Origin of the sequence: Bacillus sp. FSL R5-0434 (assembly GCF_038004745.1) — a bacterium.
GTDB classification, from domain to species: Bacteria; Bacillota; Bacilli; order Bacillales; family Bacillaceae; genus Bacillus; species Bacillus halotolerans.
Genome location: NZ_JBBORV010000001.1, coordinates 1,039,978 through 1,066,218 on the forward strand (window position 1 = coordinate 1,039,978; position 26,241 = coordinate 1,066,218).

Sequence of the window (26,241 nt, forward strand, 5' to 3'; positions counted from 1 at the left end):
CCTTTTATTAAAAAGCTGCCGGCGGGTGTCAGCAGCTTTACGCTTCAAAAAACATCAGGAACACAGCTGTCGGTAGTCTACTTTACAGATTACGATTCAGCATCTTGCCCTATTCCTGTTAAACAAGCTGATTTTATGGCCATATGTTTTGTCTCCTTGTTTGCTAAGTGATCACACCAACCTCTATAATACAAATAGGTCATTCTATTTATGAAAAAGTAAAAGCACAGATGGAGGCAGATGAGCAGGAATGGGTATTGCAGGAACCTTTATATTTATGATCGTGATCGGCGCAGTTATCGGCGCGGTGACCAATCATTTAGCAATTCAAATGCTATTTAGGCCGTATAAGGCATATTATTTGTTTGGAAAACGAGTCCCTTTTACTCCGGGATTGATTCCAAGAAGACGTGATGAGCTTGCGAAACAAATGGGGCTGATGGTGGTAAACCATTTATTAACGCCTGAGGGTATTAAAAAGCGGCTTGTTTCAGATTCAGCCAAAAAGCAGGCGCTTCAAGTCGGAGAACAGCTGATTCAAAACCTGTCGCTATCTGAAATGACAGTAAAAGAAGCGCTTGAAAAAGCCGGAGTAAAGCATCCGGGTGAAGCGGCAGACGCCTGGATCAGCCGCTGGACGGATGATAAATTGAATGAACTTTTCCGCCGATATGAGCATCAAACGTTAAAGGAAGCACTGCCATTGGAAGTGCAGGAAAAGCTAGAAGAGAAGATACCGATGATTTCAGGCTATATTTTGGCGCGAAGCATTCATTATTTTGAAAGTGAAGAAGGAAAAATCCGTCTCGGCAATATGATTGATGATTTCTTAAAAGAACGCGGTATGCTTGGAAGCATGGTGCAAATGTTTCTCGGCAATTCAAGCCTTGCTGATCGCGTGCTGCCGGAGCTTCTGAAGTTTTTGCGGAATGAGGAAACGAATAAGCTGCTTTCTGATCTTCTGAAAAACGAATGGGGCAAGCTGAAGGAGTATACATTTAATGAAGCGGACGAAAAATGGAACGCAAAAGTACTAATCTTTAGCCTGAAACAAAGAGTGCTGCAAGCATTTTCAACTGCTCCGTTTTTTGAAAATACGATTGGCTCGCTTACAGCCCGCTATGAAAATGACCTGAACCATCGTATCCTGCCGGCGCTTTTAGACAAATTGCTTGAGGGGATTTCAACCAATCTTGAAAGTGTATTAAAACGAATGCGCCTTGAGGAAATTGTAAAGGAGCAGGTGGATCAGTTCCCGGTACAGCGTCTTGAAGAAATGGTGCTGTCGATTTCGAAAAAAGAATTTAAAATGATAACCTATTTGGGCGGCCTTCTCGGCGGAATCATAGGTGCAATTCAAGCGTTGTTTGTCATCCTTTTTTAAGAAGAAACGGGTTTCGATTAATGAAAGGAGCTCCATAGTCTGTTATAGTGGAGTGGTATGTCAATCGGCAATAATGAAAGGAGCTCCATAGTCTGTTATAGTGGAGTGGTATGTCAATCGGCAATAATGAAAGGAGCTACTTACAATGGCTGTTAATTTTTATGATGTAGCGTATGATCTGGAAAATGCATTGCGCGGGAGCGAAGAGTTTACCCGTTTAAAAAACCTGTACGATGAAGTAAACGCAGACGAGTCTGCGAAACGAATGTTCGAAAACTTCCGTGATGTGCAGCTGAGACTTCAGCAAAAACAAATGGCTGGAGAAGAAATTACAGAAGACGAAGTGCAGCAGGCTCAAAAAACCGTTGCGCTTGTGCAGCAGCACGAAAAAATCTCTCAGCTGATGGAAGCGGAGCAGCGTATGAGTATGCTGATCGGCGAATTAAACAAAATCATCATGAAGCCTTTAGAAGAGCTTTACGGCAGTGTCGAAGGCTAATCATTCAAAATCCCTTCTGGAAAAGAAGGGATTTTTTTATTCGTTCAGCAAACTAGAAAATCCAGCGATTTCTTTACCTCTCCATTGATGATTACTGATAATGTATGAATTCCTTTGTAATGTTTTCTTGTAGATAAATCCTTAAAGGTTTGTGTTTTGGTATATGATTTTGTTTCGTTTTTTCGTATATTCGTTTCTGTTATTTTAAATACCTTTCGATGATGCTGGCCTCTGGCTTTTACGTAATCAATGGCGTACTCAATTCTTACTTTCTGATCCCTGTCTGAATGAATGTGAAAAGTAAACTTGAGGGTTTCGCCAATAGAAATACGGCTGGACTCGCACGTTAAATCTTGCAGTTGAATCGAGTCAGCATCGTGATAGCCAAAAAGCGATAAAGCCTGTTTATCGCCTTTTTTTAACAAGGTCCGGTAAGCGTGTTTGATGATCCAGTCTGTATGAGGATGTGTTCCATACCATTGTTCTGCGACTTTTCTCAGCAAGTGAGGATGCGTTTTTGATATATCATTAAGGTTGTTGGCCACACTTTTTCTCACATACAAAGACTCGTCCTGCATCAGCTGCTCAAGGATCGGCAGCACGGGGGAGGGGTCCGATTTCAAAGCGGGTATCGATTTTCCCCATGGGAGGCGGGGCCTGCTTCCTTCACTCGCAAGTCTTCTTACGTGCTCATTTTCATGCTTAGACCATATCAGGAATTGTGCAATCATTTTTTCCTGATTTAAAAGCAAAAAAGGTCTCACAGCAAATTCTGAAGTGGAATATGCCGTAAAGTATTCTAACGCCTTCATTGAATCATCCCAATGCTCTAACCCATACTGCTCCACATAATCAGGAAATATGATTCCGCTGAGTCCCTTAAAATGAGGAGCTGCATCCCATAATACTGCAAGCGCTTCGCCATAATGTTTCGGCAGTGTTTCGTATAAAGCAACGGTAATGCGGCGCATGCGTTCTTTTAATGCGAGCCCAGGCCATTCTCCCGTCATTAAGAGTTCCTCGAATTTGTCTTTGTTGAATGCAGGATAGGTTTCTTTTACAGTATCTGTAAATCGAGAGATCAGTTCTTGATTATAAATTTCTTTTAATACAGTCATTGGACCACCGCTTTTTTCATTTAATGTTTATATTGTATACGAATGTACGTTCCTATTCAAGTGGAAGAATCCAATAATTAACATTACACGCTACCTTAGTTACACAGATATTGGTTACTTTTTTTAGTTAAAAAAACCCTTGTCATCTGCAGAGAAAACTGGGATAATAACATTGAAAGCGCCTACACTTACCTATTTCAAATGGATACGGTCGCATATCATGCCGTTATATAGAGGGGATAAGCAACAGAGAGTAAGTGTTCGGAGCGCATCATTGGTCAAATAAGGGGTTCCTGATACATGATTTTTCGTAAGTAAATCGAAATAACGATATTAGGGAGAATGGCTGCTTCGATCGTATCCTATTATGATTGCGTATATAAAGTCTGCTGAGTCAGGCTTTTTTTGCTGTACAGAAAAGGTTGTTCTAAACACAGAGACAGGGTCATATCCTATACACAAGTACAGTCATCAAGGAGGGGGACATCTCTGTGTCTAAACAATTGCTTGCCTTAAACATAGATGGAGCGCTGCTTCGGTCGAACGGGAAAATTCATCAGGCAACGAAAGACGCGATTGAATATGTTAAGAAAAAAGGGATTTACGTCACACTTGTCACCAACCGCCATTTTCGCTCAGCTCAGAAAATAGCAAAATCGCTGAAGCTTGATGCAAAGCTAATCACCCACAGCGGCGCCTATATCGCTGAGAAAATAGACGCGCCCTTTTTTGAAAAAAGAATTTCTGACGATCATACTTTTAATATCGTTCAAGTGCTTGAGAGCTATCAATGCAACATCAGGCTTCTTCACGAGAAATATTCGATTGGAAACAAGAAAAAGGTCAATTCAAATTTGCTTGGGAAAGCGCTGATCCACCCGTCAGATCCCATCTTTTACCCGGTTCAGTTTGTTGAATCGTTAAGTGATCTTCTGATGGATGAACCGGTGAGTGCGCCCGTCATCGAAGTATATACAGAACAAGATATTCAGCAAGACATTACAGAAACGATTACAAAAGCATTCCCGGCGGTTGACGTGATTCGCGTAAACGATGAGAAGATGAACATTGTTCCAAAGGGAGTTTCGAAGGAAGCGGGCCTTGCACTTGTTGCTTCGGAACTGGGGCTGGGGATGGAGGATGTAGTCGCTATCGGCCATCAGCAAGACGATCTTCCGATGATTGAGCTTGCCGGACTTGGGGTTGCAATGGGGAACGCTGCACCGGAAATAAAGAGAAAAGCAGATTGGGTCACAAGGTCAAATGACGAGCAAGGCGTCGCATATATGATGAAGGAATATTTCCGTATGCAGCAGCGAAAAGGGTTCCTCGATAAGTTCCACATGAAACGCGTATAAAAAAAGCCGCTCGCGCCCAAACAGGTGCGGCGGCTTTTTTGCCGGATTGATTTTAGCTGTTTATTTCTGTACACTAAAGAAAGTTTTGAATCTGATAAATTAGGTGATGAAGTTGCAAATTAAAATAGAAGGCATACACGATGACCGCCTTCATCGGCCATTGCAAAATATCGCAAATTTGTTTTATGAGGAATGCGATCTTGTCTACGGCGGAGAGGAGCCGGCGGATCTTGTCATCTCTTTAGCCTGCACGCAAACGGATGAGCATGTGACGGTTTCAGGAGAAGTGAAAGGAACCGGAATTAAGGAACACCATACTAAATCTTTTTCTCCTGATATGAATGAAAAAGAAGCTTTCAAACAAGTAAAAAACACAATTTCTTATGTTTACTTAAATCTACTTCAAGCGCATACGGGCATGACGCAAAAGTGGGGAATTCTCACGGGAATCCGCCCGACGAAGCTGCTTCATAAAAAGCTGCAAAGCGGGATGCCGAAGGAACAGGCGCATGCAGAATTGAAAAAAGACTATTTAATTCATGATGAGAAAATCGAATTGATGCAGCAAATTGTCGACAGGCAGCTGGCGGCAGTTCCTGATTTGTATCAAGTAAAGGACGAAGTCAGTATTTATATCGGCATTCCTTTCTGCCCGACCAAATGTGCGTATTGCACATTCCCTGCATACGCCATCCAAGGACAAGCAGGCAGAGTCGGCTCATTTTTATGGGGGCTGCATTACGAAATGCAGAAAATCGGCGAATGGCTGAAGGAGCATGACGTCAAGGTCACAACCATATATTTTGGCGGCGGGACGCCTACAAGCATTACAGCGGAAGAGATGGATCTACTGTATGAAGAAATGGTCCGCTCCTTCCCGGATGTGAAAAACATTCGGGAAATTACTGTGGAAGCCGGCCGCCCCGACACGATTACTGAAGAAAAACTTGCCGTGTTGAACAAATATGATATTGACCGGATCAGCATTAACCCGCAATCCTATGAAAACGAAACGCTCAAAGCAATCGGCCGTCATCATACGGTGGAAGAGACCATTGAAAAATATCATCTGTCACGCCAGCACGGCATGAATAATATCAATATGGATTTAATTATCGGTTTGCCTGGCGAAGGCGTGAAGGAGTTCAGACACAGCCTCTCAGAAACCGAGAAACTGATGCCGGAATCGCTGACTGTTCATACCCTTTCCTTTAAGCGGGCGTCAGAAATGACAAGAAACAAACATAAATACAAAGTTGCCGGGAGAGAAGAGGTTTCTCAAATGATGGATGATGCGGTAGCTTGGACGAAAGAACATGGATACGTGCCTTATTATTTATACCGCCAGAAAAATATTCTTGGAAATCTGGAAAACGTCGGGTACTCGATTCCGGGCCAGGAAAGCATCTACAACATTATGATTATGGAAGAAGTGCAGACGATTATCGGCATCGGCTGCGGTGCGGCAAGTAAATTTATTGATCCGGATACAGGGAAAATCACACACTTTGCCAATCCGAAAGACCCGAAATCATACAATGACCGATTTGAACACTACACGGACGAAAAGATCAAATATTTAGAGCAGATTTTTCAGAGAACGACAAAGCAGCACTGATCACAGTGCTGCTTTTTTTTATCCCCGCTGTTTTTTCACAGGCTGAACGTCCGGCTTCCATTTAAACACCTTGTTTAGCTGGCGGTAAATCCATTTTGACTCTTTTGTTAATAATGGCCCCAAAATCGCCAGAATGAGGACATATAATGCGGCGAACGGCTTTAATGTGGCTGACAGGCCGCCGGCTATGCCGAGGTTGGCAACGATAATCGAAAACTCACCCCGTGATACGATCGTAAGACCGATATTGGATGAGGCTTTATGAGAAAGCCCTGCGCGGCGTCCAGCCACCATTCCGGCGATAAAGTTTCCGAATATGGTCAGGATCACAGCTCCCAATGCCAGCCAAACCGCTTCACCAAGTGAAAAAGGGTCTATGCTGAGGCCGAAGCTGAAAAAGAACATCGCGCCGAAAAAGTCGCGAAACGGAACGACAAGGTGCTCAATCCGATCGGAATGCTCTGTTTCCGAAAATACCAAACCGAGCAGCAGCGCGCCGATGGCTTCTGCCACATGAATTGTCTCTGAAAATCCGGCGATGAAAAAGAGCGCTGCAAAAATGACGATAATAAACACTTCGTTCGAGCGAATGTCCAACAGCTTATTCAAAAGCGGCGGGAGCTTTCTGGCCGCGATAAAAAACAGCAGCATATAGCCAAATGCGATCAGAATGGACAAAAGCGCACTCCCGACTGATGTCGCGTCTCCAAGCACAAGGCCGGAAACAACAGACAGATACACGGCAAGGAAGATATCCTCAAACATAATAATGCCGAGAATCAGCTCTGTTTCCGGGTTGGCCGTTCTTTTTAAATCGACCAGCACTTTTGCGACGATCGCGCTTGAAGAAATGGTGATGACGCCTGCCAGCACGAGGACTTCCAGAAAAGAAAACCCGGTGATAAAGCCATAAAGCAGTCCGAGGCTGAAGTTAATCAAAATATAAATTGATCCGCCAATTGCGATGGATTTTCCAGACTTGATCAGCTTTCCGACAGAGAATTCAAGTCCGAGATAGAAAAGGAGGAAAAGCACGCCCATCCGCCCGAAAAACTCAATGATTTCACTGCTTTCTATAAACGTGAGGTCAATGATCCCGACTTTAGGGGCATGAGGGCCAAGCAGCATCCCTAAAATAATGAGAAACGGGATAATTGAAAACTTAATTTTATTTGCGATGACACTGGCAATTGCCACAAGCACAAGCGCTGTTCCGACTTCAAAAACAAGATGATCCATCCGCTGATCACACGCCCTCTCTAGAAAGAAAATCATGAGTCAGTTTTTTCAGATGCTTTCTTTCACCTGAGAGGACAAGGGTATCATCTTCTTCAATCACCGAGTCAGCGCCTGGATTTAAAAACTTTTGCTGGTTGTGTTTAATGATGGCGATGACAGTGACATCATAGTTTTGACGGACATCAAGTTCGCCGAGGGTGCGCCCGATTGACTTCGCGCCTTTTTCCACCTTAAACCATTCAATAATGAGGTCGCTAAACGCCATCTCGATGGATTCCAGCGCCTGCGGCTTATAGACCATGCCGCCTAAAATGGCTGCAATTTGCCTTGCTTCAGAATCATCCAATGAAATATTGGAAAGAAGCTCATCCGGATCCCGATCATCAAATCGATAGATTTCTCTTCTTCCGTCATCATGAATGATAATCGTCATTTTTTCGCGGTTTCTTGTTTCAATTTCAAATTTTTTGCCGATTCCCGGCAGATCGTTTTCTTTTATATTCAATGAAAATCCCTCCGAATGTAGTGTTGGCATAAAAGATAGGGTACAAACAAAACGATATACATTCATATTCGGAGGTAATTAGACTGGTATTTGACAGGGACGGCACAAACCCTTTCCAGCCTGTTGATGTGAGGATCATCAAGCGGCTTGACAGATAACGTTCTGATAGACTGCGCCAATGGATTGTACTCTTTAATAAACTCCGCCAGATGCAGACTGCCCGGTGACGGCGTTTTGGCTGATTGTGATTCTTTCGGATATGAGGACATTGGCACATAGCTGTCAGTGCTTGCATCAAACTGGGAGGGCAGGGCCACGTCAGAAGGGGGAAAGCACACCATAAATAAGCTTAATAGAAAGCTGATCAGCAATTTATCCATGTTACCTTCCCCCTTTCTCATTCTATATCCCTTCCATTTCACTATATAAAACTTTATGTTCCCATTCAAATGATATGCATTTTTCAGTATCTATTGACCTTGAAAAATAAAAAAGGTTTCTTTAAGGACGGTGGGGAATGTATATGAGAAAGAAAAAAAGAAAGCGTATACATGGAGGTGTTTCATATGGATTATATTCAATATGAACTGAAGGGGCCTGTGGCAGAAATTGTGCTGAATCGTCCTGATGCTCATCACGCCTTGAATGAGCAAATGCTTTTCGAGCTGAAGGAGGCGTGTGAAAAGGTTTCTGAAAGCGAGGCGCTCATCGTCCTCCTGAGAGGTACCGGAAAAGGTTTTTCGGCAGGCGGCGATATACGGATGATGACCTCTGAGCATGATCCTGATCAATTTAGGCAGCTGATGGATACGATCGAAGCCATTACTTTAACGTTATACGAAATGAAAAAAGTGACAATTGCCGCTGTTCATGGTGCTGCCGCTGGGCTGGGCTTGAGTTTAGCACTTTGTGCTGACATTGTGCTTGCGGAGAAAAATGCCGTCCTTGCAATGAACTTTATCGGCATCGGCCTTGTTCCTGATGGCGGGGGACATTATTTGCTGAAAAAAAGGATTGGGGAAGCGAAAGCGAAAAAGCTGATTTGGAGCGGGAAAAAGCTATCCGCTGAAGAAGCGGCTGGCATGGGTCTCTTGGATGGAACATTTAACGGAGATCCTGCGGAAGGTGCAAGACCTTATGTTGAAACGCTTTTAGCCTCGCCCTTATTGGCAATGATTGAGACGAAAGCCATTTTTCAAAGCCTCCATATTGATGAATTGAAGAAGGTGCTGGCTCTTGAACGAAGTGCCCAGGAGAGAATGAGGAGGACAAAAGATCACCAGGAAGGAATCCGTGCATTTTTAGAGAAACGGGAGCCGAAGTTTCAAGCATAACAGATCAGCCGGGAAGCTGATCATCTCTGAAACAAAATCAGCTTTCCGGCTGCATTCACTAAACGATGGGTATGACGATGAAGCTCTTTTTCCTTTAACAGGGCTTCACCCTGCTGTTTTGCCGCATCTTCGTTTTCCGCCTCAAATCGCTCGTTTATCAGTGTTTCTCCCGAAGGATCAAAAGCCGTAAGAAAATACTCCGCCATCATATTTCGCCTCCAACTTCATCATTTATCGTTCTTTCTTCATTTATATTCTAAATAGCAAACCAAAATCCTTTATTATGTTTTAACCAAATATAGTATATAATGGGGCAGGGAAGGAGGAGATTCGGTGCTGACGATTGATCACGTAACGAAGACATTTGGAGATTATAAAGCGGTTGACGGTTTGAATCTGGAAATTCCGGAACAGCAAATGTTTGGCCTCTTAGGCGCAAACGGAGCGGGAAAAACGACGACCTTTCGCATGATTCTCGGTTTATTAAGCATTACGGAGGGTACGATCAGCTGGAAAGACCGTCCCGTCAACTACAGTATGAGCAACAAAATCGGATATTTGCCGGAAGAGCGCGGACTTTATCCGAAAATGAAGGTAAAGGACCAGCTTGTCTATCTGGCAAGATTAAAAGGCATGGAGAAACGCGAAGCCGTAAAAGAGCTCGGAACATGGCTTGAACGCTTCAATATAACAGAATACGAGAATAAAAAAGTAGAAGAGCTTTCAAAAGGAAACCAGCAGAAAATCCAGTTTATTTCGTCGGTTTTGCATAAGCCTGAGCTGCTGATTCTCGATGAGCCATTCAGCGGGCTGGACCCTGTCAATGTCGAGCTGTTGAAGGAGGCTGTTATCTCTTTGAAAAACAGCGGTGTCTCGATTTTATTTTCCAGCCATCGGATGGAGCATGTCGAGGAGCTGTGTGAGCACCTTTGTATTTTGCAAAAAGGGAAGCCTGTTGTGCAAGGCAGACTGAAGGAAATTAAACGTTCATTCGGCAAAAAGAATGTGACCATTCATTCCGATGACGATCTGCATTTTTTACAGGGGCACGAAGGAATTACGCAATGGAAAGAAACGGCCGGCGGCGTAAAGCTGCAAATTGCCAATGAAGACATCTCTCAAGAGATCTTCGCCATGCTACAAGGAAAAGGATTTATTCGAAAGTTTGAGCTTGAAGAGCCGTCACTCCATGATATTTTTATAGAAAAGGTGGGGGCCGTCTATGAATAAATTTTTGATCATGCTTTCTCATACATACAAAAATAAGATTATGGCAAAGTCTTTTATTATTTCTACTGTCATCACGGTTCTGCTTGTATTGGCTGTCACCAATTTAGAATCGATCATTTCTATGTTTCAAGGAGAAGATACAAAAGAGAAAATTGCTGTTATTGATGAAACAAACGAATTATATCCGATTTTCTCAAAGCAGCTGAAAGCAGTCGATACAGACAGCGATCTTGATGTGAAGCAGTCTAAGCAATCAGAGGAAAAGGTTATAAAGCAAGTCAAAGAGGAAACGCTTGATGGGATGCTCATTATCAAAAGAGATGAAAAAGGGACGATCTCAGGGACGTACAAAGCGTTAACGATTTCGGATGAAAGCACGTACCAAACACTGCAGCAGGCGTTAACACAAACAAAAACCGCTGTTGGAACAGAGGAGCTCGGCGTTTCGCAGGAAACCATCAGCAGCCTCTATGCGCCTGTCACTGTCGGGCAGGAGGCGCTGAAAGAGGGTGCAAAGTCTGAGGAAGAGCTGGGGCAGGCGATGGGGCTTGTTTACATTATGCTGTTTGTCATATATTTCTCCGTTATTATGTATGCCAGTATGATTGCGATGGAGGTTGCGACTGAAAAATCTTCGCGTGTCATGGAAATCCTCATCTCAAGCATGCCGCCGATCCAGCAAATGTTTGCAAAGCTGTTAGGCATCGGGCTTGTCGGAATAACACAGCTTGCTGTCATTATTTCTGCCGGATATCTATCGCTGAAGCTGAACAAAACGAGCGAAACGGCTTCATCTGTCGGCGGTTTTCTTAATCTGACCGACGTTCCCGTTTCTACCGTGATATATGCTGTTATTTTCTTTTTGCTCGGTTACTTTTTATATGCGACACTGGCCGCGTTTCTTGGCAGCGTCGTCAGCAGAATAGAGGACGTGCAGCAAACGATCACACCGATGACGCTTTTGGTGGTTGCCGGTTTTATGATTGCCATGTTCGGACTAAACGCTCCGGACGCAGGATTTATTACGGTCACATCGTTTATCCCGTTCTTTACGCCGATGATTATGTTCTTGCGCGTCGGCATGCTTGATATTCCGTTTTGGCAGGCGGCTGCCGGCATCGGGATAACATTGCTCACCATTATCATACTTGCCGTCATTGGCGCCAGAATCTATAAAGGCGGCGTCTTGATTTACGGCAACTCAAGCGCGTTTAAAGCAATCAAACAAGCGCTGCGTTTGTCAAAAAGCTGATTGGAAAACAGCCTGGGGATGCTCAGGCTGTTTTTGATTGTATTCGTTTTGACAGAACGTGCATTCGCAAGAAATCGGTGCTAAAATAAGGGTACTTCATCCTGGAAAGGAGCAGAATGTTGACTGATCTAACCTTTATTCATGCGGCAGATCTTCATCTCGACAGCCCGTTTTACGGGATATCGCATCTGCCGGAACCCATTTTTGCCCGGATCAAAGAAAGCACGTTTTCAAGCGTGAGACATATTATAGACGCTGCAATCACAGAGAACGTTGATTTCGTTTTGCTGGCGGGGGATCTGTTTGATGAGGCCAATCGAAGTTTAAAGGCGCAGCTCTTTTTGAAAAAACAGTTCGATAGACTTAGAGAGTACAGGATTTCAGTCTATGTGATTTTTGGGAACCATGATCATCTCGGCGGAGAATGGACGCCGATTGAATGGCCGGAGAATGTTCACATGTTTACATCCCCAGTCCCTGAAGAAAAATTGTTTTATAAGAATGACAGGCGCGCAGCAAGCATTTACGGTTTCAGCTATCAGACCAGAGCCGTGACGGAAAACCAAGCCGCCCGCTACCGGAGATCAACTGACGCGCCCTTTCATATCGGGATGCTCCACGGCACGTTATCAGGATCTGAAGGACACGATCCATATTGCCCGTTTACTCAGGATGATCTTGTGAAAAGCGGGATGGATTATTGGGCGCTTGGCCATATTCACAAACGCCAGGTTGTTTCTGCCGGGAATCCGGCCGTGATATATCCGGGAAATCCTCAAGCGCGCCATATGAAGGAAACAGGAGATAAAGGCTTTTATCTTGTCCGTGTGGAGCGCGGAAATATTTCCTATGAATTTAAGAAAGCGCATGACGTCCTGTGGGAGAAAGCAGAAGTTGATGTGTCAGCGATAGAGAATATGACCGCGCTCTTTCAAATTGTCGAGGATACGTTTTCAAAGCTGCGGAAAAAAGGGACTCCTGCTTGTGTGAAGCTCGTATTACAGGGGATCGCGCCAGAATGGTTATCGGATGCGCCGAGAGGTTCACTGGACGAGCTCCTTGAAGCCTTTCAGGAGCAAGAGGTAGACGAGGAGAATTTTATATGGCCGCTCTCATTAGAAGATGAGACGGAAAATGAAGCAGAGCTTAAGAGCCTTGATCCTTTTTTCGGCGGTTTATTGGAAGACATTGAACAGACTGATCTTGCAGGCGTGCTGGAAGGACTTGAACGGCATCCTGTATATAGGAGACACGCAGACCGGTTTAGTCAAGAGGAGATAAAGGAAATAAAAGAGCAGGCACAGGTTTTATTGAAAAGACAGCTTAAGGTGCTTGAGTCATGAGGCGGTGAAAGCAATGCGAATCATATCAATACATATCTACCAATACGGAAAATTTTCAAATCGAACCTTTCACTTTTCCGCCTCGCCTGTCCAATTAATCTACGGATTAAATGAGGCAGGAAAAACGACGATGATGTCATTTATCGAAAGCATGCTGTTTGGTTTTCCGAAATCGAAAAAATATGAACCGAAATCCGGCGGTGTGTATGGCGGTGTTCTTGAGGCTGAGCACTCTGAATACGGCGTGATGAAGATTGAACGGACGAAAGGAACCGCTGAGAAGGTAAGGGTGTACACAGAAACCGGAGAGGTAAAGCAGGAAGATTTTCTGAAGCAGCTGTTCCAGGGTACGGACAGGGCGCTGTACAAAGCCATTTATTCGTTTGACGTATTCGGATTGCAGGAAATTCACGCCTTTAATCGGGACAAGATTGGAGAATTCCTGCTGTTTTCCAGCCTGTTTGGCGCTGAATCCGTATCAAAGCTTGATTCAAGATTGATGAAGGAAAGCGAAAGGCTCTTTAAACCAAACGGCCGAAATCCTCATTTGAATCAGGAGCTGGAAACGCTGAAGCAGCTGGCAGCAAAGCTGAAGCAGGCTGAAGCGGAGGAGGCGGGCTATCATCAGCTTCTTGAGGAGAAAAGAACGCTCGAGTCCCGTCTTGCTGTTGCTGAAACAGAGCTGAAAGAGACTGCGGAACATATTCGAAACATCGACAGGGCCATTGAACTGAAGCCGGTGCTAACCGAAAAAACTGCGCTGGAACAGGCGATTGAACAATATCCGGAGCATGCGGGGCAATTCCCTGCTGACGGGTTACATCGTTTAGAAAAGTATGAATCCCATCTTCATCCGAAATCCGCACAGCTGGAGGCGCTTCGGGTAAAGCTTGCAGAGTTGGACAAACAGCTGCAAAAGCTTAACCCGAATGAGGATATATTGGCGAATGAAGCGCTTATCCTAGAGCTATCATCAGCGTATCATATGTACCAATCCTACGGGGAACAGCTTGCCGCCATCCAGGCTCAGCTGCGTCAGTCCTCTTCACAGGCAGCGGCTGGGCTGGAGCAGCTGAATAAAACAGATGAAAATGAACTGCTGAATATGAACACGTCTTATGACTATGAATGGCAGCTCCAGCAGGCGGTGCGGCATTACGTACAGGCAAGAGACAGAAAAAGACAGCTTGATGAAGCGTTTGAAGCGGCGCGGCGCGAGCTGGAAGACGCTGAAAGGGCAATTCGTGACGTATCTACCGCCATACTTGAAAACAGCCAAAGAAAAGAAAAAGAAGCCGCTCTTAAAGCATATGATGAAGCACAGGGACAGCATCAAGAGCAGATGAAACTGAGGGAACAGCTGAAGTTCTTCGAAAGGCAGCAGGCGAAACAAAAGAAGATCGTGATTGCAGCAGGCATTCTCTTCATGGTTCTCTTTCTGCTGCTGGGGCAATGGATTCCAGCCATATGCGTCGGCGCTGCACTCATGCTGTATGCCTTTACAACTGGCAGAAAGCCGCTGTCTTCTGAAGAAGTAAGGGAGAGGGAAGAGCCAGAGACGGATATTTCTCCGCGAGAAGCCGAAGCGATTAGAGAAGCGCTATGGGAGGATGACCGCAATAAACAGCACCTCACATCGTTGCGGGCAGAGCTCCAGCAGAAAGAGGCAGCTTACGAAAGGATCATCCAGCAATTCGAACAGTGGGAGGCCGATATGGCTCCCTCCTTCAGCCAAGCTGAGCAATTCATGAATGAACTCGGATTTAAGGAAGACCCTTCCTTCTTACTGGATGCTTACAATGTAATGAAGGATGTAAAAAAAGAAGTGAAGAAAAAACATGAGCTGACGATCGAAGCCGGGAGATTACAAAAGCATCGGCGGACATTTGAGGAACGCGTCAGAATGCTGCTTTCTGACAAAAACGATTCTCAAACCCCCGTGGCTGATGTCCTTCACGCACTGCGGAAAAATGCGGAACGCGAAAAAGAGATCGAGAAGCAAAAAAGAGAAATTGAAACAGATATCCAATTTCACGAAGAGCAGGTGCTGGAGCTGGAGCAAGAGATACGGTATTTCCAAGCGCAGATCGAACAATTATTCACTGAGGCGGGTGCAAAAAACAGAAATGAGTTTTTCGCCATAGCCGACATCAGCAAGAAATTGAAGGATACTGAAATAAGGCTGTATAACGTTAATGCACAGCTTCAAGGTGTCAGCTCAGCAGAACTTCATCTGGCGGACTCCGGCACTCTTTCTGAATTGGAACAAAAACGACTGCAGGAACATGAAAAAAAAGAACGGCTCGATGAGGAGCTGAAACAGCTGCGCGCTCAAATCGCAATGCTTTTGGTCAAACAGGAACAGTTAGAGGCTTCGGGATTGGTCTCAGATCTCAAATTGCAAAATGAAATGCAAAAAGAGCGTGTAAAAGAAGCTGCAAAAAAATGGGCATCGATTCAAATGGTCAGACATGTGATCAGAAACAAAATGGAGCGGCATAAAAAAGTCGGCCTGCCGCGTCTTTTGGAGACGGCTGGAGAATTCTTCCGCCCGCTGACTGACGGCAGCTATCAATCGATTTATTTTTCCGAAACAGATGATTCCATCATGGTTATGAACAGCGCTGGAACGGTATTTCAGGCGGAAGAGCTGTCTCAGGGCACGTGTGAACAGCTGTATACAGCAATTCGTTTCGCTCTGGCCGTTACTCGTCAGGATGGGGCAATGCTGCCATTCCAGCTCGACGACAGCTTTGTACATTTCGATCAGAAACGTCTGAACCGCGTGCTGGAAATGCTTGCTGTTTTATCAGGAGGAGAACGGCAGATTTTCTATTTTACATGCCATGAACATGTAAAAAATGCGTTTCAAAGTGATCAAATCATCCATTTAGTATCATAAATGAGGTTATATAGCTGAAAATCGGTATGTGATATACTGATATTATGTAAGATACGGAGGGAGCTTTAATAGTATGGCTAAAGGGATTATGCTACATGAGGTTGGCGAACAGGTTGACCAATATCTATTGATCAAATCCTTAACAAAAGGGATTGCAAGCAATGGAAAACCGTTTTTAACTCTGATGCTTCAAGACCAGTCAGGTGATATTGAAGCCAAGCTGTGGGATGCCAAGCAAAGTGATGAAGTAACCTATGCGCCGCAGACGATCGTTAAGGTTGTGGGGGATGTCCACCATTACCGCGGACGCACCCAGCTGAAGCTGAGAAATATCAGACCGGTGAGCGAGAATGAAAACGTCAATATTGATGATTTTTTGGAAACTGCGCCGATTCCGAAAAATGAAATGCTGGATACCATCACTCAATATATATTTGAAATGAAAAATCCAAATATCCAGCGGATAACAAGATATTTGGTCAAAAAGCACGAAGCAGAATTTATGGATTACCCGGCGGCTACGAAAAATCATCACGAGTTTGTCTCAGGTTTAGCGTATCACGTCGTCTCTATGCTGAATCTGGCAAAAGCAATTGCTGATTTATATCCGTCTCTTGACCGTGATCTTCTTTATGCAGGAGTTATCCTTCACGATCTCGGAAAAGTGAAAGAGCTGTCCGGGCCCGTTTCCACTTCCTATACAGTAGAAGGCAATCTGCTCGGCCATATTTCCATTATGGTCACAGAGCTGTCAAAAGCGGCTGAGGAGCTTCAAATCGATTCTGAAGAGGTGTTGATCCTTCAGCACTTGATCCTGAGCCATCACGGCAAAGCAGAGTGGGGCAGCCCAAAACCACCGATGGTAAAAGAAGCGGAAATTTTGCACTATATTGATAATCTGGATGCGAAAATGAATATGATGGACAGAGCGCTGGAGCGCGTGAAGCCGGGTGAGTACACTGAACGTGTATTTGCACTTGAAAACCGTTCCTTTTATAAACCGACTTTTCATCAATAATCAAAAAGGACTGATGCTGACATGTTCAGCTCAGTCCTTTTTTACATGCTTTTCCCGCTCATAACCTGTCTCATTCCTGCATAAGGTTAAAAATAAAGAATCTATGCAAAAGGGGGAGAAGCCCGTGTTGTTTTTTCCATGGTGGGTATATCTTTGTATTGTGGGTATCATTTTCAGTGCATATAAGCTGGTTTCAGCAGCCAAAGAGGAAGATAAGTTAGACCAGTCTTTTATTGAAAAAGAAGGTCAGATTTATATTGAAAGGATGGAAAAAGAAAAAGAACGCCGCACGTCCCAGCAGCGTGAGGAAGAAAACCAAAATCATTCCATCGCATAAAAAAAGCTGCGCAGCTCCGGAGAGCCTGCACAGCTTTTTTTTATTATTTAGAACTGCTTGAAGGACTGCTAGTAGAAGCAGAAGTGTTAAATGTATCCTTCAAATCTTTATCCTTCACATCGATGTCAGCTTTTTTCATTACTTTTTGAACGGCTGCCTGCACAGCTGTATTGTCATTAAGTTTTTGCTCAAGAACTTCAGATTTCAGCTCTTTTTTCATATCTTCATATTTTCCGCGTTCTTCAGTCTTTTTGATGATATGGTAGCCATATTGTGTTTTCACAGGATCACTGACTTCGCCAGTTTTTAATTTGAATGCAGCTTTGCTGAATTCAGCGACCATACCGTCTTTCGCAAACCAGCCAAGGTCCCCGCCTTGTGAAGCAGAGTTGTCTGTAGAGTATTCTTTCGCAAGGTCTTCAAATTTCTCGCCTTTTTTCAGCTTTTTCTCCACTTCTTCAGCTGTCTTTTTATCAGCGACAAGGATGTGGCTTGCGCGGATTTTATTTTTTAAGCCTTCCCAGTATTCTTTTATATCGTCATCTGTAACCTTGATGTTATCTTTAGCTGCTTTTTGTGTAAGCAATTCAAATTTAACTTGTTCTTTAAGGTAATCTTTTCCATATTGATCTTCTAACGCAGTATATTGATCCCCGAGCTGTGTTTTGTATTCTTTCAGCTTGTTGTCAATTTCTTTATCTGATACTTTGTATTTCTTGTCCAAAACTTTTTCTTGCACCAGCTGAGTCAGGACGCTCGCTCCAGCTTGTTTTTTCATGTTTGTGTAAAGTTCGCCTTTTGTTACATCGCCTGCGTCTGTTTTTGCGATGACTTCTTTGTCGCCGCTGCTGCAAGCACTGAGAGCGAGGATGCTTGTAGCAGTGATAGCTGCTATTGCGATTTTCTTCATTGTTTCAAACACTCCTAATCATTCCAAATTGAATTGCCTATGCGTATCATAACATATTGTGGCTTTCTGTAAAAAGATTTTAAATAAAGGGCATTCGTCTAGTCAAACTTTTCCTGATGACATACAAATATATTGATCAAGAAAAGGAGGTATGTAACATGAGCGGAGGATATTCAAACGGTTTCGCTTTGCTTGTTGTACTGTTCATTTTGCTTATCATTGTAGGTGCAGCTTACATCTACTAAGCAGCAAAAGGGATCGCTTGTTGAATAAGCGATCCTTTACTTTCACAAGCGCCTAATCGTTTCATCAATTAACTGCATAAGATGTAATTGGAAAATAAAGCTTTTTACAGGAGGTGCTTTTTAAGATGGGTGAAGTATTTGCAGGCGGTTTCGCTTTATTGGTCGTCTTATTTATCTTGTTGATTATCATCGGCGCTTCTTGGCTTTACTAATCAATGCAAAAAAGCATAGCTGCCGGTTCTAGCGAGACCGGCAGCTATGCTTTCTTTACTTCCTTCATATTTAAACAGTAAAGGATATCTCCACAAATGAAGAGATCAGTAAAATTAATATACATACATTGATAAATCGAAATACCTTATCCTGGCGCTCTTCAGGAATCTCTCTGACAAGGCATAATGTATTGGTGAGCCTGTTTATAAAGTAAACAATAAACAAGGCAGTCACGATAAAATAGAATAAAATGATGGGAGATTCCCCCTCTCTCTGAACTGCTCCCATATTACATTACCAAATATTTATCAAAAAAGATAGAATGTAAACTGAAAAATCGGCACAGCGCCAAGCGTCCGCTACTTTTCGACCAAAATATCCAAGCCGTCTGCTTCCTGATCGATAAAGCATGCTTTCGGTGCTTGCATCAGCTTCAGAGCCAGCAAAAAGTCAGGCAGACAGTAGCCTGCATGAATGCCTGAAATCATGCAGAAGTAATGGGCGTGATTCGGAAACGCCAGCGCGGCGTAAAATAATACAGGTGTTATCAGCATAAAAGGGCTTAACAGTGAAATCAGCATCGTCGTTTTCGGTATTCGTTTCCACGTTCGCATACGCCATATATAAATCTTTTTTTCTATTTTTCTTTTTTTGCAGATGATCGGCAGGACATGGATGACTTTATGTACAAATAAAATAACGACGAGCAAAACGCCGAACAGCGGTACATATTCATCGCTCAAGCTTGTTTTAGGCCGCAACAGCTCAAATGCTAAGAAGTTAGATATAAAAACCATAATCATGAAACACACAGCAATCAATATTATGCGAACGGCACCATAATCTTTCATCAGATTTATGGTTTTCCAGCAATTCATCAAAGTCATCCTTCCGTACATCTTGAATAGAATCTCAAAATAATTTACTCCTCCCAAGAAAAAAAATCAATGCTTTTTTAAGAAAAAATATCTTTCAATAGGTATTTTTTTGAAAGGAGCAAACAATCTATGAAATATGGGGTTAGAACTTTCTTCTCAGTGAATTATCAGCTAAAATAAGATTAAAGATAGAAAGAAGTGGTGTGGATGGATTCGATGGATCATCGCATTGAGCGATTGGAATATTACATACAATTATTAGTGAAAACAGTGGATATGGACAGGTACCCTTTCTATGCGCTGCTGATTGATAAAGGGCTGAGCAGAGAAGAAGGGGAAGAGGTTGTGCGCATATGCGGTGAATTGTCGGAGGAGCTGGCAGCACAAAAAGCGCAAGGATTTGTAACCTTTGATAAGCTCCTTGCGCTTTTTGCCGGACAGCTGAACGAAAAATTAGATGTTCATGAAACGATTTTTGCCCTGTATGAGCAGGGGCTTTATAAAGAACTGATGGAAGTTTTTATAGACATTATCAGACACTTTGATTAACTGTTTACAGGTTCAAGTTCTTCGGCTGATTTATCCGCAGCAGTGTCCGTTGCTTTTTTCTTCAGTTTTCCGTTTACGCTTTCAAAGTCGTTGTCGATATTTGTGAGTGATGTTTCAAAGATTTCCATAAAATCATCGCCGTATATATGGCGGATCATACACATCATTTCTGCCACTTCAGGGAACTTTCCGAATAAATGATACAGAGGCTGTGACCCTTTAAAAACCGCGTTGCGCGTCGGATCAAATTCTTCAAGCAAGCTCCAGAATACCTCAGTTCCTTCCTCAGTCAGCTGAACATATGTGTTTCGTTTATCGTTCAGCCGTTTTGAAAACCTTAAATACCCGCGTTCCTCAAGCTTTTTTGAAAAGTTAAATGCAGTTGAAACGTGCATGACTCCGAACTTTGCAATTTCAGAAATGGAAGCTCCATTCAGCTGATAAGCAATCCATAAAATATGGTGCTCATTAATATTCAGGTCATACGGTTTGAGCCATTGCTGCCAATCCTTCTCAATCGATTTCCAAAGAGCTTTGCTAAGCTGAGCCATTTTCTGGGTGAAGACCAGAGCCTCTTTCACATCATAAGGCGGTTCCACTTGATTCATTACGTCACCTGCTTCTCTTTATCTTTTTCTCTATTATGCCAATAAAATAAAGATTAATAAAGATGAAAATGTAAGAATTTTTTAATAAATTCTTGAGCCGTTGCTAGGAAAGGCTTTTGCGAATAAAAAAAGTGCAGGTCATGTTTTGACCCGCACTTTTTTCCTTTGAATAGGATATTAGTTTTGTAAGGTTTTCTCCAGCTGTTTGATTTTTTCTTCAATATCGGCGATTTCTTTTTGAAGATCCTGCTGATGAGGTTTGATCTCTTCCTGCCATTTTTTAATTGAGGTTTGCAGTTCACCGCTCACGTCTTTAATGACATCTGCACTTTCTTTTGCCGCTTTCACTAGCTGGTCCTTTAAAGTTAAGCCGTCTGATTTTAAGCGCTTGATCGTTTCTTCAAAAGAATCGCAATTGGTTTTGATTTTTTCACGCAGCTGTTTACCTGAAGAAGGTGCTGATAGAAGAACTGCAGCACCACCGATGATGCCGCCCACGAATAGTCCTGTTAATAGAGAACGTCCGTCCGCCATTAAAATCACCCCGTTTTTTTCTTGAAATATGATACGTGCAGCTTTTTCAATTTTGTTCGAAGAATGAACTTCTATACATAGCTTGCTTTATTTTAGCATATTTTTTAAGTGAAAAGGAGGGAGAAGGTTGTCTGTCTTTATGATTGTGTTATCCTGCATCACCCTTGCCTTTGCAACAGGCGCCATTTACTATATCAGACTTCTCAGCCAGGCTGCTTCTTATCCGCCGAAGAAAGTCATCCGGCAGAAAGCGCTTGTTTGTTCAACCGGAACCGCCTTTACACTATGTCTTATCTTTTTCACAAAACTCCTCGCTTAAAACATGCTGACATGCTGCGGGCTCTTTTTTAAAAAAACCTCTCCCGGAAGCGGAAGAGGTTTTGTGTCACATTTATTTTGCAGCTTCCATAAAACTTGAGCGTCTTAAAATGGTTTGCACAATCGGATACATTATGATCATGGCAATTGTATTCAATACAGCTGCCGGAAGAACGACTGCGGCGAATAATGCGGCGAAACCGCCAGGCAAACCGACGATAAATAAAGCTGACGTTAAAAATACAGTTCCTGATAAGATGGTGCCGATGACTGTCAGCACTGTGGCTGCAGCTGTTTTCTGGCTCTTTCTGACCAGAAGGAACAGGAAGAAAAACAGAAACGCTGATACAGGTTTGTCAATGATATTCGGAATCTGTCCGGCCGGAAATGCGGTTGTAAGAGCTGAAATGATCCCGGTCACAATCCCGATAACGAGTACATTTTGCACCCGCGGGAACAGAAGGATGCCCATAAACATCATGATCAGCATCATATCTGGTTTCATCCCGCCTAAAAAGGGCGGAATAATGGAATGGAGCGCTGCGCCGATTGCGGCAAACAGAGCCATAATGACTAACTCTTTTGTTTTCATAACTATGCTCTCCTCTGCTAAGCTTTTTGCCCTCCAATAATATGCTCATCATTTATTGCGAAGGCTTAAAGAATTTGTTATGCAAACAGTATACCAAACGAATGGTTTGCACAGCCAGACTTTTTACTCATTTTCCTGCTGGAATTTCTTCATGAACGCAGCTAATTTTTCACAGTCTTCCAGTGACACCGCATTATAAATGGAAGCACGGCAGCCTCCTACTGAACGGTGTCCGCCAAGGCCTACCATTTTTGTTTCTTTTGCCTCCTGAACGAACTTTTTCGTTAAACCGTCATCACGGAGCGTAAAGGTAACGTTCATGCGTGAACGGCTATCCTTTCTGGCATGGCCTTTATAGAAGCCATTGCTTTCGTCAATGCAGCTGTAAAGAACCTGTGCTTTTTGTTCGTTGCGCTGTTCAGCGGCTTCAACTCCGCCGTTTTTCTTCAGCCACTCAAGGACGAGGCTCAGCATATAAATGGCAAATGTAGGCGGAGTGTTGTAAAGAGAATCCGCTTTGACATGTGTTGAATATTTAAGGATTTTCGGAACGTTGGCATTTTCATTTTGCAGCCATGATTTTTTCATTACGACAACGGTAACACCTGAAGGACCAAGGTTTTTTTGGGCACCGCCGTAAATGACGTCAAATTTGGATACATCGATTTTTCGGCTTAAAATATCGCTGGACATGTCAGCGACAAGCGGAATTGGAGAATTCGGGAATTCTTGCCACTGTGTGCCGAAAATCGTATTGTTAGATGTAATATGTAAATATGCGCCGTCTTTTACATCTGTAAGGTCAACCTTGGGAATGTAGCTGTAATTGTCTGATTCGCTTGTCGCCGTCACAGATGTGTTTCCGAACAGTTTCGCTTCAGCGAGCGCTTTTTCAGACCAAGCGCCTGTCATCACAAAATGAGCGGTTTTTTCAGGTGTTAAAAAGTTCATCGGAAGCATTGAGAATTGAAGGCTTGCCCCGCCTTGAAGAAACAGAATGTCATAGTCTTCCGGGATGCCCATCAGTTCAATCAGCAAGCTTTTCGCTTTTTGATGCACCGCTTCATATTCTTTGCTGCGGTGGGAAAGCTCCATAACGGACATGCCGGATTCATTAAAATCAATAAACTCTTTCTGTGCTGTTTGCAGAACTTCTAATGGCAGCGCTGCAGGACCTGCGTTAAAATTCGTTGTACGTTCCATCATGATCTCTCCCTGTTTTCCACGTTAATGTAATAAATAATACAATTATCCTATCACAAAAATTCAGTTTTTTTGATAAAAAATTAGAATTATCAAAAGAAAATGACGAATATTTGCGAATTGTTCACAAATAAAAAAACCTCATCTTTATGATGAGGCCAGGCGTTTGGCAATGGATGAAGAAATGTCTTGGAGATCTTCCGGTTTGTAATCATCTGCATGTGTTTTCCACACTGCTCCGAATCCGTCTCCTTTTCCGTAGCGCGGGATAATATGCATATGGTAATGGAAAACAGATTGTCCTGCTTTTTCGCCGTTGTTGTTTAACGTATTTAAGCCGATCGGTTCAAATTCATCCCTGATGGCGCGGGCAATTTTCGGAACGGCGTGAAAATATTGTTTCGCTAATTCGTCTGTAAATTCGTAAACATTTTCAATATGGGTTTTCGGGATAACAAGGGTGTGGCCTTTCGTCACTTGGCTGATATCGAGAAATGCCAGCACATGTTCATCTTCATAAACCTTTGCTGACGGGATTTCGCCGGCGATAATTTTACAAAAGATACAATTCTCTGCACTATGCATGAGGGTTCCTCCTTATGAAATTGTTTTTTTATGTATAAACTCATCGTACCACAGAAATGAAGAAAATAGAAAACAGGATGAACGGCGGAGCGTTCACCCTGAATGCAGAGGAATCAGCTTTATGAAGAAAATGTGATATGCCTTTGGTAAGCACCTCATTTGTCAATAAAATGAAGACTTGTTTAATGCCTAACGATTCCTGCGATAAACACCTCATTTGATAGTCAGCTTCAGAAATGAAGATTCATCAATTCAGTGAATGCAAAAAGGTTTGAGCATAGGACATGTTATTTTCTATCCAACTGTGCCTAAGACGTCTTTGACAAACACCTCATTTTTCAGTTGATATGCTTTTTCCTCTACAACGATTATATTGTCCAGAAACCTGTCTCTTTATTACAGCAAATTCATCATTTGTTAAAAGGGAATTGTTTCAAATCAGGCTTTGTTTTTGGTACTATGAAGAAAAACAATATAAGGGGAGAAACTATGTCTCTGCTATCGGTAAAAGACTTAACCGGCGGTTATACGAGAAATCCGGTTTTGAAAAACGTGTCATTCACCCTTGAGCCGAACCAAATTGTCGGTTTAATCGGTTTAAATGGTGCAGGTAAAAGTACAACAATCAGACATATCATCGGGCTGATGGACCCGCATAAAGGATCTATTGAGTTAAACGGGAAAACCTTTGCTGAGGATCGGGAAGGCTATCGGTCCCAATTCACTTATATTCCTGAGACACCCGTCTTATATGAAGAACTGACGCTGATGGAACACCTTGAATTGACGGCGATGGCATACGGCCTTTCAAAAGAAACGATGGAAAAAAGATTGCCGCCGCTGTTAAAGGAATTTCGAATGGAAAAAAGGCTGAAATGGTTCCCGGCGCATTTTTCTAAAGGAATGAAGCAGAAGGTCATGATCATGTGTGCGTTTTTGGCAGAGCCTGCGCTCTACATCATTGATGAGCCGTTTCTGGGACTTGATCCGCTGGCAATTAATGCTCTGCTTGAGCGGATGAATGAAGCGAAGAAAAGCGGGGCGAGCGTGCTGATGTCAACGCACATCCTGGCAACGGCGGAGCGCTATTGCGATTCGTTTATCATTTTACATAACGGCGAAGTGCGGGCGCGCGGCACGCTGTCCGAGCTCAGAGAGCAGTTTGGAATGAAGGACGCGGCGCTGGATGATTTGTATCTAGAGCTCACAAAGGAAGACGCTGGCCATGAATAACATGCTGGATATTTGGCAGTCACGGCTGCAGGAGCATATTAAAGAAACAAGAATGTATATGAAATATATGCTCAACGATCACCTCGTTATCGTTTTGATCTTTTTTATCGCAGGTGCGGCGAGCTGGTACAGCAAATGGGTACGGGACATTCCCGCTCACTTTCCGTCCTTTTGGGTGATGGCCGTTCTGTTTTCACTCGTTCTGACAGGATCTTATGTGCGGACGCTTTTAAAGGAGGCTGACCTTGTCTTCTTATTGCCGCTTGAGGCTAAGATGGAGCCGTATTTGAGACAGGCGTTTGTTTACAGCTATGTGTCCCAGCTGTTTCCGCTGATTGCACTGAGCCTTGTAGCGATGCCGCTTTATTTCGCTGTCACGCCGGGAGCATCGCTCGTGTCGTACGCGGCGGTATTTGTACAGCTTCTGCTGCTGAAAGCGTGGAATCAGGCCTTGGAATGGCGTATGACGTTTCAAAATGACCGAAGCGTGAAACAGATGGATCTTGTCATTCGTTTTGCCGCTAATACACTCGTTCTGTATTTTGTTTTTCAGTCTGTTTATGTGTATGCGCTTGTGATCTATATCATTATGGCGGCTCTTTATCTTTATGTGTCTTCCGCTGCAAAAGGAAAAACATTTAAATGGGAAAGCCATATTGAATACGAATTGAGACGCAAGCAGCGTTTTTACCGGATTGCCAATCTGTTTACGGATGTGCCGCATTTAAAGAAACAAGCGAAACGGAGAGCGTATCTCGACTTTTTGCTGCGGTTTGTGCCGTTTGAACAGCGTAAAACGTTCGCCTATATGTTTGCCCGCGCGTTTTTGCGTTCAAGTGATTATCTGGGCATTCAAGTCAGATTAACCGTTATTTTCGCGCTGATTATTATGTATGCGTCTGCAAGCCCGATGATCGCAGGGATTTTGACTGTGTTTACCGTCTTTATCACAGGCATTCAGCTTCTGCCGCTGTTTGGCCACTTTGACCATCTGGCGCTTCAAGAGCTATATCCTGTCAAAAAGGAAGCGAAGCTGAAAAGCTATTTTTCTCTATTAAAAACTGCGCTTAGCGTGCAGGCTCTGCTCATGGCAGCGGCCTCTGCATATGCTGCGGGCGCTGCAGGTTTTCTGTACGCGCTGATCGGCTCTGCCGTCTTGATCTTTGTCGTTCTGCCGTCTTACATGACCGCCAGATTAAAAAAACACGGAAAGCTGTGAGCTGAAAAAAGGGGTAG

Annotated in this window: 30 protein-coding genes; 17 read left to right on the forward strand and 13 right to left on the reverse strand. The window is 43.4% G+C overall.

What is annotated here, in order from left to right; all coding sequences use genetic code 11:
• Positions 1 to 250 precede the first annotated feature (250 nt).
• Positions 251 to 1,384, forward strand: a complete 1,134-nt coding sequence (locus NYE43_RS05340; RefSeq protein WP_095713720.1) for a DUF445 domain-containing protein — start codon at positions 251 to 253, stop codon at positions 1,382 to 1,384.
• A gap of 145 nt (positions 1,385 to 1,529) precedes the next feature.
• On the forward strand, positions 1,530 to 1,883 hold the full coding sequence (locus tag NYE43_RS05345) for a YlbF family regulator (protein ID WP_010333576.1): 354 nt from the start codon (positions 1,530 to 1,532) through the stop codon (positions 1,881 to 1,883).
• Between the two features lie 44 nt (positions 1,884 to 1,927).
• Here the strand turns inward: NYE43_RS05345 and NYE43_RS05350 are convergent, their stop codons facing one another.
• Positions 1,928 to 3,001, reverse strand: a complete 1,074-nt coding sequence (locus NYE43_RS05350; RefSeq protein ID WP_341061175.1) for a DNA alkylation repair protein — start codon at positions 2,999 to 3,001, stop codon at positions 1,928 to 1,930.
• A gap of 491 nt (positions 3,002 to 3,492) precedes the next feature.
• Between NYE43_RS05350 and NYE43_RS05355 the strand changes: the two genes are divergently transcribed.
• Both NYE43_RS05355 and NYE43_RS05360 read left to right on the forward strand, forming a co-directional pair.
• Entirely contained in the window at positions 3,493 to 4,359 is an 867-nt protein-coding gene (locus tag NYE43_RS05355; protein WP_024120763.1) for a Cof-type HAD-IIB family hydrolase, read from the forward strand.
• Between the two features lie 112 nt (positions 4,360 to 4,471).
• Positions 4,472 to 5,977: a coproporphyrinogen III oxidase gene (locus tag NYE43_RS05360; protein WP_216394568.1), complete on the forward strand. Its 1,506-nt coding sequence runs from the start codon at positions 4,472 to 4,474 to the stop codon at positions 5,975 to 5,977.
• An 18-nt stretch (positions 5,978 to 5,995) separates the two neighbouring features.
• Here the strand turns inward: NYE43_RS05360 and khtU are convergent, their stop codons facing one another.
• From khtU to NYE43_RS05375, 3 genes are all read right to left on the reverse strand, one after another.
• Complete coding sequence (khtU, locus tag NYE43_RS05365; RefSeq protein ID WP_010333580.1) at positions 5,996 to 7,216, reverse strand: K(+)/H(+) antiporter subunit KhtU; 1,221 nt, start codon at positions 7,214 to 7,216, stop codon at positions 5,996 to 5,998.
• Positions 7,217 to 7,223: 7 nt separating this feature from the next.
• Positions 7,224 to 7,721: a K(+)/H(+) antiporter subunit KhtT gene (gene khtT / locus NYE43_RS05370; protein WP_010333581.1), complete on the reverse strand. Its 498-nt coding sequence runs from the start codon at positions 7,719 to 7,721 to the stop codon at positions 7,224 to 7,226.
• A 62-nt stretch (positions 7,722 to 7,783) separates the two neighbouring features.
• On the reverse strand, positions 7,784 to 8,122 hold the full coding sequence (locus NYE43_RS05375; protein ID WP_103672383.1) for a hypothetical protein: 339 nt from the start codon (positions 8,120 to 8,122) through the stop codon (positions 7,784 to 7,786).
• Between the two features lie 165 nt (positions 8,123 to 8,287).
• On the opposite strand from NYE43_RS05375, the gene NYE43_RS05380 reads away from it, so the two are divergent.
• Complete coding sequence (locus NYE43_RS05380; protein WP_024120767.1) at positions 8,288 to 9,055, forward strand: enoyl-CoA hydratase; 768 nt, start codon at positions 8,288 to 8,290, stop codon at positions 9,053 to 9,055.
• 20 nt (positions 9,056 to 9,075) lie between these two features.
• Here NYE43_RS05380 and NYE43_RS05385 read toward each other — a convergent pair whose 3' ends face one another.
• A complete protein-coding gene (locus tag NYE43_RS05385) occupies positions 9,076 to 9,261 on the reverse strand; it encodes a YhzD family protein (protein ID WP_127695566.1) in 186 nt (61 codons plus the stop codon).
• Between the two features lie 127 nt (positions 9,262 to 9,388).
• Here NYE43_RS05385 and NYE43_RS05390 point away from each other — a divergent pair, with 127 nt between their 5' ends.
• The 6 genes from NYE43_RS05390 (at position 9,389) to NYE43_RS05415 (ending at position 17,137) form a co-directional block, all read left to right on the forward strand.
• Positions 9,389 to 10,285, forward strand: coding sequence for an ABC transporter ATP-binding protein (locus NYE43_RS05390; protein ID WP_106020628.1), 897 nt, complete (start codon positions 9,389 to 9,391; stop codon positions 10,283 to 10,285).
• On the forward strand, positions 10,278 to 11,537 hold the full coding sequence (locus tag NYE43_RS05395; protein ID WP_024120770.1) for an ABC transporter permease: 1,260 nt from the start codon (positions 10,278 to 10,280) through the stop codon (positions 11,535 to 11,537). The genes NYE43_RS05390 and NYE43_RS05395 overlap by 8 nt, the downstream gene beginning before the upstream one ends.
• A 116-nt stretch (positions 11,538 to 11,653) precedes the next feature.
• Positions 11,654 to 12,880, forward strand: a complete 1,227-nt coding sequence (locus tag NYE43_RS05400) for a metallophosphoesterase family protein (protein WP_326323250.1) — start codon at positions 11,654 to 11,656, stop codon at positions 12,878 to 12,880.
• A gap of 4 nt (positions 12,881 to 12,884) precedes the next feature.
• A complete protein-coding gene (locus NYE43_RS05405; RefSeq protein ID WP_326323251.1) occupies positions 12,885 to 15,782 on the forward strand; it encodes an ATP-binding protein in 2,898 nt (965 codons plus the stop codon).
• A gap of 73 nt (positions 15,783 to 15,855) precedes the next feature.
• A complete protein-coding gene (yhaM, locus tag NYE43_RS05410; RefSeq protein ID WP_024120773.1) occupies positions 15,856 to 16,800 on the forward strand; it encodes a 3'-5' exoribonuclease YhaM in 945 nt (314 codons plus the stop codon).
• Positions 16,801 to 16,924: 124 nt separating this feature from the next.
• The gene (locus NYE43_RS05415) at positions 16,925 to 17,137 is read left to right on the forward strand and encodes a sporulation YhaL family protein (RefSeq protein ID WP_010333590.1); all 213 of its coding nucleotides are present in this window, start codon (positions 16,925 to 16,927) and stop codon (positions 17,135 to 17,137) included.
• A gap of 43 nt (positions 17,138 to 17,180) precedes the next feature.
• Here NYE43_RS05415 and NYE43_RS05420 read toward each other — a convergent pair whose 3' ends face one another.
• Positions 17,181 to 18,047 (reverse strand): peptidylprolyl isomerase, encoded by an 867-nt coding sequence (locus NYE43_RS05420; protein WP_101860879.1) that lies wholly within the window; start codon positions 18,045 to 18,047, stop codon positions 17,181 to 17,183.
• 158 nt (positions 18,048 to 18,205) lie between these two features.
• Here NYE43_RS05420 and yhzE1 point away from each other — a divergent pair, with 158 nt between their 5' ends.
• Together yhzE1 and yhzE2 are read left to right on the forward strand one after the other, a co-directional pair.
• A complete protein-coding gene (gene yhzE1, locus NYE43_RS05425; RefSeq protein WP_003327753.1) occupies positions 18,206 to 18,292 on the forward strand; it encodes a sporulation protein YhzE1 in 87 nt (28 codons plus the stop codon).
• 125 nt (positions 18,293 to 18,417) lie between these two features.
• Complete coding sequence (yhzE2, locus tag NYE43_RS05430) at positions 18,418 to 18,504, forward strand: sporulation protein YhzE2 (RefSeq protein WP_003155248.1); 87 nt, start codon at positions 18,418 to 18,420, stop codon at positions 18,502 to 18,504.
• Positions 18,505 to 18,574: 70 nt separating this feature from the next.
• Here the strand turns inward: yhzE2 and NYE43_RS05435 are convergent, their stop codons facing one another.
• Positions 18,575 to 18,793 (reverse strand): hypothetical protein, encoded by a 219-nt coding sequence (locus tag NYE43_RS05435; protein ID WP_081638266.1) that lies wholly within the window; start codon positions 18,791 to 18,793, stop codon positions 18,575 to 18,577.
• A 71-nt stretch (positions 18,794 to 18,864) separates the two neighbouring features.
• The gene (locus tag NYE43_RS05440; RefSeq protein WP_024120775.1) at positions 18,865 to 19,383 is read right to left on the reverse strand and encodes a DUF3267 domain-containing protein; all 519 of its coding nucleotides are present in this window, start codon (positions 19,381 to 19,383) and stop codon (positions 18,865 to 18,867) included.
• A gap of 207 nt (positions 19,384 to 19,590) precedes the next feature.
• Between NYE43_RS05440 and NYE43_RS05445 the strand changes: the two genes are divergently transcribed.
• Positions 19,591 to 19,932, forward strand: a complete 342-nt coding sequence (locus NYE43_RS05445) for a YhaI family protein (protein WP_024120776.1) — start codon at positions 19,591 to 19,593, stop codon at positions 19,930 to 19,932.
• Here NYE43_RS05445 and NYE43_RS05450 read toward each other — a convergent pair.
• Complete coding sequence (locus NYE43_RS05450; RefSeq protein ID WP_127695558.1) at positions 19,929 to 20,540, reverse strand: HTH-type transcriptional regulator Hpr; 612 nt, start codon at positions 20,538 to 20,540, stop codon at positions 19,929 to 19,931. The two genes, NYE43_RS05445 and NYE43_RS05450, sit on opposite strands and share 4 nt — an antisense overlap.
• 177 nt (positions 20,541 to 20,717) lie before the next feature.
• Entirely contained in the window at positions 20,718 to 21,074 is a 357-nt protein-coding gene (locus NYE43_RS05455; RefSeq protein WP_024120778.1) for a YtxH domain-containing protein, read from the reverse strand.
• 127 nt (positions 21,075 to 21,201) lie between these two features.
• On the opposite strand from NYE43_RS05455, the gene NYE43_RS05460 reads away from it, so the two are divergent.
• Entirely contained in the window at positions 21,202 to 21,393 is a 192-nt protein-coding gene (locus tag NYE43_RS05460) for a hypothetical protein (RefSeq protein ID WP_024120779.1), read from the forward strand.
• A gap of 72 nt (positions 21,394 to 21,465) precedes the next feature.
• Here NYE43_RS05460 and trpP read toward each other — a convergent pair whose 3' ends face one another.
• From trpP to NYE43_RS05475, 3 genes are all read right to left on the reverse strand, one after another.
• A complete protein-coding gene (trpP, locus tag NYE43_RS05465) occupies positions 21,466 to 21,984 on the reverse strand; it encodes a tryptophan transporter TrpP (protein WP_185848128.1) in 519 nt (172 codons plus the stop codon).
• A gap of 123 nt (positions 21,985 to 22,107) precedes the next feature.
• Positions 22,108 to 23,187, reverse strand: coding sequence for a 3-phosphoserine/phosphohydroxythreonine transaminase (serC, locus tag NYE43_RS05470; RefSeq protein ID WP_326231391.1), 1,080 nt, complete (start codon positions 23,185 to 23,187; stop codon positions 22,108 to 22,110).
• A 147-nt stretch (positions 23,188 to 23,334) separates the two neighbouring features.
• Positions 23,335 to 23,772: an HIT family protein gene (locus NYE43_RS05475; protein ID WP_003327743.1), complete on the reverse strand. Its 438-nt coding sequence runs from the start codon at positions 23,770 to 23,772 to the stop codon at positions 23,335 to 23,337.
• A 489-nt stretch (positions 23,773 to 24,261) separates the two neighbouring features.
• On the opposite strand from NYE43_RS05475, the gene ecsA reads away from it, so the two are divergent.
• Both ecsA and NYE43_RS05485 read left to right on the forward strand, forming a co-directional pair.
• A complete protein-coding gene (gene ecsA / locus NYE43_RS05480; protein WP_024120782.1) occupies positions 24,262 to 25,005 on the forward strand; it encodes an ABC transporter ATP-binding protein EcsA in 744 nt (247 codons plus the stop codon).
• Positions 24,998 to 26,224: an ABC transporter permease gene (locus NYE43_RS05485; protein WP_101860877.1), complete on the forward strand. Its 1,227-nt coding sequence runs from the start codon at positions 24,998 to 25,000 to the stop codon at positions 26,222 to 26,224. The genes ecsA and NYE43_RS05485 overlap by 8 nt, the downstream gene beginning before the upstream one ends.
• The last annotated feature ends 17 nt before the right edge of the window (positions 26,225 to 26,241 follow it).